Raw genomic sequence first — 13,646 nt, 5'->3', positions numbered from 1 at the left:
AATAACTGGACATTTAAACTCTACTTATAATCAAGATTTAACGGGATCCATTTCTCCACATTCTCCAAAGTAGCGTTTTTCCGGCGCGCCACATCCTCCACCTGATCCTTACCTATTTTACCCAGACCAAAATAGATGGCCTCGGGGTGTGCCAGATAAATACCACTCACCGATGCATTAGGATACATGCTATAATGCTCCGTAAGGTGAATACCGGCATTATCCTCCGCTTCCAGAAGATCGAAAAGCGTGCGTTTCTCGCTGTGATCGGGGCAGGCAGGGTAGCCCAAAGCCGGGCGTATACCTCTATACCGCTCACGAATAAGGTTATCATGATCAATCTTCTCATCGGGCGCATAACCCCAAAACTCTGTGCGAATACGATAATGCAGCAGCTCAGCAAAAGCCTCTGCCAGGCGGTCGGCCAATGACTTCAGCAGGATGCTGCTGTAATCGTCATGGTCTTTTTCAAACTCGGCCAGCCATTTCTCAATACCTATGCCTGCGGTCACAGCAAAACCCCCTATATGATCAAAGCGACCACTTTCCTTAGGCGCTACATAATCGCTGAGGCAATGAAATACTTTTTTACCGGGTTTATCCTGCTGCTCGCGCAAATGATGGAAAGTAGCCACCACCTGCTGCCTCGACTGATCGGCATATACTTCGATATCATCGCCGACACTGTTGGCCGGGAAAATACCGAACACCGCATTGGCCTGCAACATCTTATCCTGCTCAATACGATCGAGCATGGCCTGTGAGTCGCGATAGAGTTTAAGGGCTTCCTCAGCCTTGGCGCGGGCTTCTTCAGTTCGATAACGGGTGAGCCACTCTTCCTTAGATGCCTCATCCACCACCATATCCATATTGGCATAGTTTCCGGTCAGTCGCCAGGCCTGGTAGAAGAAAGTCCAATCGATGAACTTACGGATCTCAGCCATAGGATAGTCGGCCAGCACACGCACACCAACCTCGGCCGGCAGTGGCGTAATGGTGTTCTTCCAGTCGATGATGTGCTTGCGGGCACGTGCGTCCTCAATGGGCAACAAATCAATCGCTTTTTTGCTAGCATTGCGCTCACGAAGTCCCTCATACTCCTCCTTTAAATTCTGCACAAAATTATTGCGCTCTTTTTTCGAAAGCAACGCACTCACCACCTGCGCACTTTTCGAGGCATCTTTAACATGCACCACAGGATGTTCGTACTCGGGCTCTATTTTAACGGCGGTGTGTATCTTCGATGTGGTAGCTCCTCCAATCAGCAAGGGAATATTAAAGCCATTGCGCTTCATCTCTTTGGCTACCGTTACCATCTCTTCCAGCGAGGGAGTAATCAAACCACTTAGCCCGATGATGTCAACACCATGTTCGATGGCTTTCTTCAGAATCTCCTCGGTAGGCACCATCACGCCCAAATCAATGACCTGATAATTGTTACATCCCAAAATTACACTCACTATGTTTTTACCAATATCGTGCACATCACCCTTCACAGTGGCCATCAAAATCTTACCATTGCTTGATGACCCACCGGATTCAGCTTTTTCCTCCTCAATAATGGGCTGAAGAATAGCTACAGCCTTTTTCATAACACGTGCTGTTTTAACCACTTGGGGCAAAAACATTTTACCACTGCCAAAGAGTTCACCCACCACATTCATCCCATTCATCAGCGGCTGCTCAATGATATCAAGTGCCGTTGGATATTTCTCCAAAGCCTCGGCAATATCGATATCCAGATGGTCACTAATTCCTTTAACAAGACAATGGGTAAGGCGCTCTTCCAGGGTTCCTTCACGCCATGCTGCCTGTTTCTGCTCACCCTCATCCTGAGTCGTATTTTTTATCTTATCGGCATAAGCCACAAGACGGTCAGTGGCATCATCGCGCTTATTGAACACCACATCCTCAACATAGCCCAACAGCTCTTTGGGTATATCATCGTACACCTGTAGCATGGCGGGATTCACAATACCCATATCAAGTCCTTCCCGAATAGCGTAATACAGAAATACCGAGTGAATGGCCTCGCGCACCGTATTGTTGCCGCGGAAAGAAAAGGACAGGTTACTGATTCCGCCACTGATGTGGGCATACGGTAGGTTTTCCTTAATCCATTTACAGGTCTTGATAAAATCCACGGCATAATTATTATGCTCTTCAATACCGGTGGCAATGGCCAGCACATTGGGATCGAAAATAATATCCTGTGGTGGGAAGTTCACCTTTGTGGTAAGCAGATGATAGGCACGGCTACAAATCTCTTTACGGCGCTCGAAAGTATCGGCCTGCCCCTTTTCATCGAAGGCCATCACTACCACTGCAGCCCCGTATTTCTTAATGATGGCTGCCTGTTGGAGAAACTGTTCCTCACCTTCTTTCAGGCTGATGCTGTTTACCACCGACTTACCCTGCAGGCATTTGAGTCCAGCTTCAATCACTTCAAATTTCGATGAGTCAACCATTACCGGCACTTTCGACACATCAGGATCGGCCATCAACATATTTAAAAAGGTCACCATCTCTTCTTTGGCATCGAGCATGGCATCATCCATATTCACATCGATAATCTGGGCCCCATTCTCCACCTGATGACGCGCAATATCTACCGCCTCTTCGTATTTCTGCTCTTTAATCAGGCGCAAAAACTTACGGGATCCGGCCACATTACAGCGCTCACCAATATTCACGAAGTTGGTATCCTCACGCATTTGCAGAGACTCCAACCCGCTGAGGTGAGTGATCTGCGATGGGGCTACTTTTTTATGCACACCGTATTTTTCGATCTCTCGGGCCATGGCAGCAATATGCGCCGGTGTGGTACCACAGCATCCTCCAATAATGTTAACTTTTTTATCGGCCATCCATTGCCCTACCAGGCCAGCCATGCAATCGGGCGTCTGATCATATTCGCCAAACTGATTAGGCAAACCGGCATTAGGGTGGGTGCTGATGTAAAAGGGAGCCTTATTGGATAGCTCGGTTACATAAGGTGCCAACTCTTCGGCACCCAATGAGCAGTTAAGACCGATACTAAGAATATCCATGTGCGAGATGGAGTCCACAAAAGCCTCCAGCGTCTGACCCGACAAGGTACGCCCGCTGGCATCTGTAATGGTACCCGACACCATGATGGGCAGTTTATAACCCACCTCGCCAAAGACTTCATCGATGGCCAGCAAGGCGGCCTTGGCGTTGAGCGTATCAAATACCGTTTCGATCATCAGCAAATGCACGCCGCCTTCCAGCAGGGCACGTATCTGTTCCTTATACGATTCTTTTACATCATCGAAGGTGGTGGCACGATAACCCGGATTATTCACATCAGGCGAGAGTGACAGCGCCTTGTTCAAAGGGCCAATAGAGCCACACACAAAGCGAGGCTTATCGGGCGTTTTAGCAGTAAAGGCATCGGCTACCTCGCGCGCTATCTTAGCGGCCTGATAATTAATATCCCACACAGCTTCCTGCAGATCATAATCGGCCTGCGAAATGGAGGTGGCATTAAAAGTATTGGTCTCTATGATGTCTGATCCGGCCTCCAAATACTGAGTATGGATCTCCTTGATCACATCCGGACGGGTAATAGATAATATATCGTTATTGCCTTTGATGGGCATGTGGAAGTCTTTAAATCGCTCACCCCGGTAATCGGCCTCTTCCAGCCCATAGGTTTGAATCAGACTGCCCATCGCACCATCAAGAAGCAAGACGCGCTCCTCAATGACTTTATACAAATCTCTCTGCGTCATATTTCCGTTTTAAAATACAAAAGTGGTTAATGTTCTATGGTGTTATTTGCTTTTCAGCCACGTCCAAGCGCGGCGGGTTGGATCTACAGGACTAACAATCATCAGCCTTGATGTTTATGATCCGAATGAACAAAATTACGATAATTTTTCAGCATTAGTGCACAATGCAATAATGAACTATTGCACACTAAACATCCTCAAGGGAAGAAAATAGCCACTGATAAAGCAGCATACCCCTTTCATAAAATATCGCAGATCCGATCGTGCTAATTTGTTATTTTTGAAGTAACTAAGCCAATCAACCATGATTTATAATAAACTATACGGGATCCTTCTTTTTCTGCTATTTCCATTTTCCCTGCATAGTCAGTCGCTGATGGAGGTCATCAACCGCACCGAAAAAGCCGTTTTTGAAGCGCGCACTTACACGGGCGGGCGCACAAAGCTTGCCAAGGCCTCGGGCTTTTTCATCAGTGCCGATGGACTGGCCATTACCATGGGTCATATATTTGAGCGTGCTGACTCCGCTGTGATTACCATGCGTAGTGGTCGCACCTTTGGTGTGGATCGCATCATTGCCCTGCACCCCAAAAGCAACCTCGCCCTTATTAAGGTGAAACAGGCCCGACAAAAAACTTTCAGCTTTTTACTGCCAGCACGTCAATCATTCCGACAACACGAGGAGCTACTTTTCTTTACCCACCCGCTGGAAACAGAAGACGGCATAACACTGCGCCCCGTCCACGACCTCGCCTACTTCCCTTTCTTAAGCCGCTGCGGTATAGTCGATGGCAGCTATCACACCCATTCGGCAGGAGCACCCGCCATCAACAGACACGGACGTTTGTGTGGCATTGTCAACGTATCGAAAGACGGGAAACACAAGATACTCTACAACAGTTACCTGCTAAACGATACCAACTGGGTAACTATCAACAAGCCGGTGAGTCAAACATATACCACCGATCCATTATACACCCTGTTTAACCCAATGATGAGCGAGGCACTCCTTTACATCATCAGTAATGAACCCATTGAGGCAGCCAAGAAACTTAGCAGACACCTGAAAAAACACCCCGAGGATGATGAGGCCTACTGCCTGCGTGCTTATGCACGTTTTCATTATCAGAACCTGGTAGGCAGCCGTGCCGACCTGAATATATGCCATGAACTGAATCCCACCGGCTTTTTGCAATATTTCTTTAAGGCCACATTTGCGCTAACACATAAAAAAGACGAAGAGGCACGTACCAACTTTACCCGGTGCCTCGATTATAAAAAGGACTTTGCACCCGCCATCAGTCAGCTGGCTGCGCTTAACTATGCACGCAGCAAAGATGTACGCACTGCTTTTGCCTGGTACAGCAGGGCCATAGAGGCAGATTCACTGCTGGCACAGGCCTATTATGAACGGGCTCGCCTTCGACTGCAACACTCTAACGATCAGGCAACCACCCTATTGGATATTAATAAGAGCATCTACCTGGAACCCGACCTACCCGGCATCTATTCCATCCGGGGGTCTGTGTATTTTTCAAATCAGGATTATTTACTGGCCATCAGTGATTTTGACCAGGCCATAGAGCGCGACATTAAGGATGTACACGCGTGGTTCAGTCGTGGAGTGGCCAACTACAACATAGGGTTGCATCAACAGGCCTGCAACGACTGGAATAAAGCCGGCCAACTGGGCAATTACGATGCCTATAAGTACATGGCGCGCTACTGCAAAGATGTGAAGCGCAATGTGTATGACCAATAGCAGAGCAAAAACACTCACTACCCGTTACTCATATCTCATTTCTCACGACTCTTATCTTCATTACTCTCATTAAATACTACCCAATACGCGCCATAAACTATTGTAACAATTAGTACCTTTACAATCTTAATTTTATATAATGATAACACAAGAAATACTTAAAGATTTAGCAGGACGCGAGTTAGCGTTAAGGAGGTATCTTTGACATCGATCGTAAAAAGGTTGAGATAGAAGAAGAAGAGCTGCGCTCACAGGCACCCGATTTCTGGGATGACGCTCAAAAAGCCGAGCAGCAGATGAAGAAATTACGTGAGCTCAAAAGCTGGGTAGGCGATTATGAAGAGGCCGCAGCCGCAGTAGAGGACTTACAGGTACTTTTTGAATTTCAAAAGGCCGGTGAAGCCGATGCCGATGATGTGGATCAGCAATATGAGTTGTGTAAAGAACTGATTGAAAAGCTGGAGCTGAAAAACATGCTGCGCCGCGAAGAAGATAAGATGGGTGCCGTATTGAAAATCAATGCAGGTGCCGGCGGTACCGAGAGTCAGGACTGGGCAGAGATGCTGATGCGAATGTATATTCGCTGGGGTGAAGCCCATGGCTACAAGGTAAAAGAAGTAAATTACCAGCCGGGCGACGATGCGGGCATCAAAACGGTGAGCCTGCAATTTGAGGGTGATTATGCTTATGGTTATCTAAAGAGCGAAAACGGTGTGCATCGTCTGGTGCGGCTGTCGCCCTTTAATGCAGCCAATAAGCGCATGACCTCATTTACCTCAGTGTTTGTGATACCTTTAATTGACGATACCATCGATGTGGAGATCAACCCAAGTGACATAGCCTGGGAAACTTTCCGTTCGGGGGGTGCCGGAGGGCAGAACGTCAATAAGGTTGAGACAGGGGTACGACTGCGTCATGCACCCTCGGGCATCGTGATTGAAAACACAGAATCGCGCTCACAGCTGGGTAACAAAGAAAATGCCATGCGTCTGTTAAAGTCACAATTGTATGAGATTGAGCTTCGCAAGAAGTTGGAAGAGCAGAACAAAGTTGAGTCACAAAAGAAAAAAATAGAGTGGGGCTCACAAATTCGCTCTTATGTGATGCAGCCCTACAAGCTGGTGAAAGATGTGCGTACCAACTATGAAACATCGAATGTACAGGCGGTAATGGATGGCGACATTGATGGCTTTATCAAGGCCTATCTCATGGAATTTGGTGCCCAGGAAGTTTACTAAGTAAGAAAGTCAGTAGCGCATTCAATCGGTCGTATGGAACGGTTCTCCATCATAAGGCACTTATGAAAAACCGTTCCGTAAACGCTTAATGAATAGAAAACTTTCGAAACCCACTACTAAAAACTAAACAATATGATTACAATATTGCATAACCCACGCTGCTCGAAAAGCCGGGCCGGCGTAACCCTGTTGGAAGAGAAAGGGGTGGAGTTTGAAATACTGAAATACCTCGATGATCCTTTAACTCCGGATGAACTGGAGAGTGTGATCGATAAACTGGGTATTAGCGCCCACGATCTTATCCGCAAGAACGAAGAGGTTTATAAAACAGAATTTGCCGATAAAGAACTATCGGAAGAAGAGTGGATACTGGCCATGCTTGAATATCCTCAACTCATCGAACGCCCCATTGTTGTGAATGGCAATAAGGCCGTTATAGGGCGCCCTACAGAGCTGATAGAAAGCATTCTTTAAGAGCACAAGGAATAACCTTACGGTTTATTCCCTGCCCTAAAATAGCAGGGAATGAACCGTAAGGTATAATAACATGCCCCTAGCGGTATGACTGACTGCCTGAGCTGCTGGTACCTGTTACTTTAATGGGCCCGCCATCGATTATCAGCTTTTTACGCCCGCTGCTGCCTTTGGCATTTAAACTACCCGACGAGGCTTTCAGGGCAAAGCTTAGCTCTTGTTTATCATTACTTAAGTCCATTGATATACTACCCGATGATGATTTAAACGTGGAATTACCGGTCAGTTTAATAGTAGATCCGCGCTGACTTCCACTGGTTGATGCAAGGTTGAGCGCACCCGTAACATTACTTAGACTCATCCCGCCCGATGATGTTGTACCCCTTACGTCACCCCTTACCTCACTAATTTTGATACTCCCAGATGAGGCCTGAGTGTACAGGCTTGATCCAATGGAATGTATTGACTGACTACCGGAAGTACTTGTAATATCGGTTTCTCCCTCTACTTCCGACACCTTGATGCTGCCCGATGAAGATTTGACCTTCAGGCTACCCCCAATGGCTTCGTGGCGTTGCCCACCCGAGGTAGTAGCGGCCCTTGCATCCCCCGATATTTCAGAAAGTGATATACTACCCGAAGAAGCCTCAGCGCTAATATCAGAGTTAATATTAACGGCTTTAATGCTGCCACTTGAGGCCTCTAGCTTCACCATTGCTCCTACAATATCTTTCACACTAATGCTTCCGCTTGAGTTATCCACCTCAATGTTAGTTTTTTTAGGCACATACAGGCTCAGTTTTCCTTTAACGTTGCGCAACGAATTGGGTCGGTCGATCCACACGCGCAGGGTACCCCCCATAATATGATGTCGTATCTTAACATCATACTTAGACGGCCCACTTATTTCGCCACTTAATTGTACCTCCCTATCGGAACTTCCCATAATATCAACAGCACAAAACGAGCCTTCAATTTCAACTGCACTAATATTTGTAAAAGTCTCATCTACCTGATCGATGACCTCCTGTGCTTCTATACCGGCGGAAAACACAAGGGCAATAAATGCCATTGCTGCACTTAATATCTTCATTTTTTTCTTCATAGCGTATTATTTATTGGGTTAATAGATGTCATGCGATGGGACTCTTCACGTCCCGCTCAATAGGACGCCGCTAAAGCACAAGAAGTTACAACAAATAGAATAAAAGTCAACATTTTATGCGGGCAGCTGTTTGGCTTCTTAGAAACCTAAAATATTGCGCATTAGAAGCGTTTGATTAATTTTGAAACATGGAGCAAATGAAAGCAGAGGAATTTGAATTGGCCTGGGATGCCCTCATCCTAAAAATCAGCAAGCACTTTAAGGTAAGTGCCGAATATGAGTTTATCCTTTTTGTGTTAGGCATTCAGGAAATGGGCTGGGGCTTCCGCGAATATTCTAAGACAGAAAAGATGGATTTAATTAACGTAGCACGCTGCCGCATTCTTGTGCGTCAGGGCTACATCAAAGAGACGGGCATCGATGCCGAAGGCTTTCCTATCTTTGAAGCTTCACCGCGTCTCAAATCCATGATGCCCTCTTATCAAAACCAACTGATTAAAAAAGGATTGATTGAGTATTTCAAGGATGTTGAGTTTGCCTGATTAAAGCTCGATAATTAACAATAACAATATGAAGCAACTACTTGCACTGACCTTGTCTGTGATGCTATTCGCAGCCTGCAGCCAAAAACCCCAGGAGGGGGTTATGCTGATGATGGAAACATCAAAAGGCAATATGAAAATTAAGCTGTATGATGAAACGCCACAACATCGTGACAACTTTGTGAAGCTGGCCCAATCGGGCTACTACGATTCACTTTTGTTTCACCGCGTTATCAACGAATTTATGATACAGGGTGGCGACCCCGATTCGAAAGGTGCGGCAGCCGGCGCGCAACTGGGCAATGGAGGCCCGGGCTATCAAGTACCCGCCGAGATCAACTACCCGGCGCTCTTTCATAAGAAAGGAGCTCTAGCCGCGGCTCGCACGGGTGATAAGGTCAATCCCGAGAAGAAATCATCAGGATCGCAGTTCTACATAGTACAGGGGAAAACGTATAACGATGAGGGATTTGCGGCCATTGAAAAGCGCTACGAAAGCATGAAGCGGCAGCAGCTATTCTACCAGACACTGGAAAACTACAAAGACACCCTACAAAGCATTCAGCAAGCCGGCAATCAGGAGGCATTTATGAATATGCGTGTGATGATTGAGGAGGAAGTGGAAAAAGCGCTGGCAGAGACGCCTACACAGACCATTCCGGAGAATGTAAAACAGGTTTACCGCACCCTGGGTGGCGTTCCTCACCTGGATGATAACTACACTGTTTTTGGCGAGGTGGTGGAAGGCCTGTCGGTGATTGATTCCATTGCTACAGTAGCCACCAATCCCGATGACAGACCTGTAGAAGATGTTTACATCCTAAAGGTAAGCGTACTGAACTAAATTAATAAATACAGTCAGACATCCGGTAGCAGTCATTTCTGTTACCGGATTCTTTTTTTTTATCTTGCAGCATCTAACTATCATTTTTATGCGACAAATAATAACGACCGTACTTAGCCTGTTTCTGCTAATTAGTGCCAGGGCACAGGAGCCGGTGTACTATGTCAACATTAGCACCAATATGGGTACCATGAAGGTGAAGCTTTATAATGAAACACCCAATCATCGCGATGAGTTTCTAAAGCTGGTAGGGCAGCAGCATTTCGATGGTACGCTCTTTTATCGTGTAGTGAAAGGTTTTGTAATACAAGGCGGCTCCTCCGACTCGCGCAACGCAGCTCCGGGGCGCGCCATCGGCTATGGGAAAGCCATCAATATCGATGCTGAATACCACGATAATTGTTTTCATCAAAGAGGTGCCCTCTGCGCTCCACGCCAACCCGAAGAAGTCAACCATTTTAAGATGTCGGATATCTCCCAATTTTATATTGTGCAAGGCCGAAAATATACCGATGAAGAACTGGATAACATAGAAAAAGCCACCAACAACCCCATTAAAATAGAGCTAAAAAAACAATATTACCTGCCGCATAAGGAGGAGCTTGCCCGCCTTAAGAAAGAAGATCCCAAAGGGTTTAATAAGCTATTGCGCGAGATCAAGGATAAGATCAATTTTCATTATAGCATCTCCGATAAAATTGAATTCACCGATGACCAGCGTAAAATCTATACACAAGTGGGGGGAACCCCTGAACTGGATGGCGACTACACCGTGTTTGGCGAGGTAGTTGAAGGTCTTAGCGTAGTGAATAAAATTGCGGCGCTGCCTGTTGATAAGAATAATCGACCCCGCACTGATGTGAAGATAAAGGTGAGTATTGTTACACAATAAATGACAAACTACATCGGATAAAAACCATCCTATGCATAAGATATTTATTACCATACTCTTAATGGCTGGGCTTTTGTCGTGCAAGCATACAAGCAACCAGCAGAGTGCCAACGATACTTTTAAAGGATCGTATCAACAGAATGTAAAAGGCATTGTCAGCTTGCGCACCTACGATCATTATACGCGCCGCCTCGATGATGGCTATGGCTTTTATGTGGCACCTCGTCTAGTGGTGACTAATCTGAGCTACCTCAAGGGTGCTTATAAAGTAAAAGCATCCCCCATGGGCCTTCAGGATTTTACTACCGTGCAGGGCTTTGTGGCATACGATCTAAACCTGGATATGGCCTTGCTAAAAGTGAACCGACGTAACCTCAATTACCTGCACCTCGATGAAGCGGCCGGCGCTACTGACTCCATCTATCAGCTTTTTCGCAAAAATCGCCAGTTATATGTAGATGAGGAGCTTAAAAACCCGGTAGTAAGCAACGACAGCATTGCCTACAGTCCTTACAGTGGCAATTTCAAAGCCGGCAAACCTGTGTTTGCCAAAAATCACCGCCTGGCCGGCATCGTACAGAACACCGATGCGGGACAACGCATACTGGAACCCCAATGCATACAGCCTTTGCTGGATAATCCGTCACTCAGCCCCACATCCATATACGAGCTGCGCAACAAAAGCAACAAGGTGTATATATCGCATACCCGCGTGAAAGGATTCCGCATTATCACCAATATGGGCAATATTGAAATCGCCCTGTCGGACAAGACACCGGCCTATCGCGATAATTTCATTAAGCTGGTGAGTGATCAATACTATGATAGCCTGCTGGTACATCGTGTGATCAAAGACTTTCTCATTCAAACCGGTGCTGCCGACACTAAATATGCCAAAAAAGACGATGTGGTAGGCTGGCAGGGGCCGGGCTACACCCTAAAGATGAATATACAGCCCGATCTGTTTCATAAGCGAGGCATGATAGCGGCCTCCAAACTGCCCAAGGACCGAAATAAACACAACCGCAGCGATGGCTCTCAGTTCTATATCATTTCCGGTCGTTTATTCAGCAATGCCGAGCTCGATGATTTAGAGGAAGAGAAAGGAATCACTTACACAGCGAAACAGCGACAAGCCTACACCACCATCGGTGGGGCGCCCTATCTGGATGGCGACTATACCGTATTTGGATGGGTAACGAAGGGCATGAAGGTAGTGGATCGTATCGCAGCTGTAAAGACCTACGCCATAGATCGACCTGTAGAAGAGATACGCATTGAAACCATTGAAATAATAAAGAAATAGAAGTGGGGTTCACTTCTGCTGTGTGTCGCAGTGCAACACCTATCAAAAAAGAAGCCTAATAATCACCACTCATCCCAATGGTTTTATTAATTTTGCAAGTCGCTATATTAAAGTAATTAAACTACCATGCTAGATAGAATCAATCAATTAGTTGAAGAAATTAAAGGCCTTGCAGCTTCATCGGCTGAAGAGGCCGAACAGTTGCGAATTAAATATTTAAGTAAAAAAGGTTTGGTTTCTCAGCTATTTGATGAGTTTAAAACCATTCCCAACGAGCAGAAGCGCGAAGTAGGCAAGGTGTTGAATGTATTGAAAACACAGGCCATGGATAAGATCAATACCCTCAAGGAAGGTTTTGCTTCTGCAGGACAAGGCGAAGATGGCAACGACTTAACACTACCGGGCACCTCCTTTGCACTGGGTAGCCGCCACCCCCTTTCCATCGTTAAGAATGAGATTGTAGATATTTTTGCTCGTCTGGGCTTCACCGTAGCCGATGGGCCGGAAATTGAGGATGATCACCACGTATTTGAAGCGTTGAACTTTCCGCCCGAACACCCGGCACGCGATATGCAGGATACTTTTTTTATTGCCACCAACCCCGATGTGTTGCTGCGTACGCACACCTCGTCGGTACAGGTTCGTGTAATGGAAAAGCAACAGCCTCCTATTCGGGCTATCTTCCCGGGACGCGTATTTCGTAACGAAGCCATCTCGGCACGTGCCCACTGTATCTTTCATCAGGTAGAAGGGCTATATATTGATAAGAATGTATCTTTTGCCGACTTAAAACAAACACTATTATATTTCTCCAAAGAATTATTCGGAGCGGACACCAAAATACGTCTTCGCCCTTCCTACTTCCCATTTACTGAGCCTTCGGCCGAAATGGATATTTCCTGCTCGCTGTGTGGTGGCAAGGGCTGTAATGTATGTAAATACACCGGATGGGTTGAAATACTAGGCTGCGGCATGGTAGATCCGGCCGTACTCGAAGCCAGTGGCATCGACAGTAATGAGTACACTGGTTTTGCCTTTGGTATGGGTATCGAGCGTATAACCATGCTTAAGTATCAGATTAAGGATATCCGCCTGTTCTTTGAAAATGATAAACGCTTCCTTGACCAGTTCAGGTCGGCAGGACAATAATAATATGGATGAATAAGAAAACCCCGTCTGATGCAGGCGGGGTTTTTTGTTTGTTAAAAAGTCTTGATCTCTTTAATAAATTTGATGTTTTAAAACATTTTTTAAACTAGTCAATCACCTTAATTTCGGTGGTAACAGGTATGGCCATTTTATACAAAGCCGAAACACCGCAGTACTTTTCTTCCGATAAACTAACAGCCTTTTCCAGTTTATCCATGGGCAGATTTTTTCCTTTAAACTCATAAATCACATGCATGCTCTTATAGTACTTAGGATGTTCTTCGGTTAGATCACCCTCTACAATAATTTGAATATCTTCTACTTCTACACGCATCTTTTTAAGAATAGAGACCACATCCATACCCGTACAACCTGCAAGAGCTGTTAACATAAGCACTTTGGGTCGTGGCCCTTTGTCCTCGCCGCCGTTATCTGTTCCGGCATCTAATGTAAGTTTATGACCAAATAATTCGGTCTCCCACGACATGTTTCCTGTCCATTTAATCGATGTTGATGTTTTCATATATCAATATATTTAGATGTTTTAAATAATGTAAATGCCATGCCTTTTTATATCTT

The 13,646-nt window shown here is 45.9% G+C and carries 11 protein-coding genes; 8 read left to right on the top strand and 3 right to left on the bottom strand.

Annotated features, from left to right (window positions below; translation table 11 throughout):
* Positions 1-20 precede the first annotated feature (20 nt).
* The gene (metH, locus tag ACRD7A_RS16915) at positions 21-3,755 is read right to left on the bottom strand and encodes a methionine synthase (protein ID WP_430812515.1); all 3,735 of its coding nucleotides are present in this window, start codon (positions 3,753-3,755) and stop codon (positions 21-23) included.
* 304 nt (positions 3,756-4,059) lie between these two features.
* On the opposite strand from metH, the gene ACRD7A_RS16910 reads away from it, so the two are divergent.
* From ACRD7A_RS16910 to arsC, 3 genes are all read left to right on the top strand, one after another.
* Positions 4,060-5,517: a trypsin-like peptidase domain-containing protein gene (locus tag ACRD7A_RS16910; protein WP_430812516.1), complete on the top strand. Its 1,458-nt coding sequence runs from the start codon at positions 4,060-4,062 to the stop codon at positions 5,515-5,517.
* A 139-nt stretch (positions 5,518-5,656) separates the two neighbouring features.
* Positions 5,657-6,755 (top strand): peptide chain release factor 2 gene (gene prfB, locus ACRD7A_RS16905; RefSeq protein ID WP_430812517.1). Its coding sequence is split into 2 segments (ribosomal slippage): positions 5,657-5,719 and positions 5,721-6,755, totalling 1,098 coding nucleotides; the frame shifts between segments, so codons are not numbered across the junction.
* A gap of 132 nt (positions 6,756-6,887) precedes the next feature.
* A complete protein-coding gene (gene arsC / locus ACRD7A_RS16900) occupies positions 6,888-7,229 on the top strand; it encodes an arsenate reductase (glutaredoxin) (protein WP_430812518.1) in 342 nt (113 codons plus the stop codon).
* A gap of 79 nt (positions 7,230-7,308) precedes the next feature.
* On the opposite strand, the gene ACRD7A_RS16895 is transcribed toward arsC, so the two are convergent.
* Positions 7,309-8,334, bottom strand: coding sequence for a DUF4097 family beta strand repeat-containing protein (locus ACRD7A_RS16895; RefSeq protein ID WP_430812519.1), 1,026 nt, complete (start codon positions 8,332-8,334; stop codon positions 7,309-7,311).
* A 197-nt stretch (positions 8,335-8,531) separates the two neighbouring features.
* Between ACRD7A_RS16895 and ACRD7A_RS16890 the strand changes: the two genes are divergently transcribed.
* From ACRD7A_RS16890 to pheS, 5 genes are all read left to right on the top strand, one after another.
* A complete protein-coding gene (locus ACRD7A_RS16890) occupies positions 8,532-8,876 on the top strand; it encodes a hypothetical protein (RefSeq protein ID WP_430817959.1) in 345 nt (114 codons plus the stop codon).
* Positions 8,877-8,904: 28 nt separating this feature from the next.
* Positions 8,905-9,720, top strand: coding sequence for a peptidylprolyl isomerase (locus tag ACRD7A_RS16885; RefSeq protein WP_430812521.1), 816 nt, complete (start codon positions 8,905-8,907; stop codon positions 9,718-9,720).
* 88 nt (positions 9,721-9,808) lie between these two features.
* On the top strand, positions 9,809-10,612 hold the full coding sequence (locus ACRD7A_RS16880) for a peptidylprolyl isomerase (RefSeq protein WP_430812522.1): 804 nt from the start codon (positions 9,809-9,811) through the stop codon (positions 10,610-10,612).
* A gap of 31 nt (positions 10,613-10,643) precedes the next feature.
* On the top strand, positions 10,644-11,918 hold the full coding sequence (locus ACRD7A_RS16875) for a peptidylprolyl isomerase (RefSeq protein ID WP_430812523.1): 1,275 nt from the start codon (positions 10,644-10,646) through the stop codon (positions 11,916-11,918).
* A 126-nt stretch (positions 11,919-12,044) separates the two neighbouring features.
* Positions 12,045-13,067, top strand: a complete 1,023-nt coding sequence (pheS, locus tag ACRD7A_RS16870) for a phenylalanine--tRNA ligase subunit alpha (RefSeq protein WP_430812524.1) — start codon at positions 12,045-12,047, stop codon at positions 13,065-13,067.
* A 106-nt stretch (positions 13,068-13,173) separates the two neighbouring features.
* On the opposite strand, the gene ACRD7A_RS16865 is transcribed toward pheS, so the two are convergent.
* Entirely contained in the window at positions 13,174-13,590 is a 417-nt protein-coding gene (locus tag ACRD7A_RS16865; RefSeq protein WP_430812525.1) for an OsmC family protein, read from the bottom strand.
* Positions 13,591-13,646: the final 56 nt, after the last annotated feature.

Origin of the sequence: Carboxylicivirga longa (genome assembly GCF_050589825.1) — a bacterium.
In the GTDB taxonomy this organism is placed as follows: Bacteria; Bacteroidota; Bacteroidia; order Bacteroidales; family Marinilabiliaceae; genus Carboxylicivirga; species Carboxylicivirga longa.
This window is presented reverse-complemented; position numbering and strand designations above follow the sequence as displayed.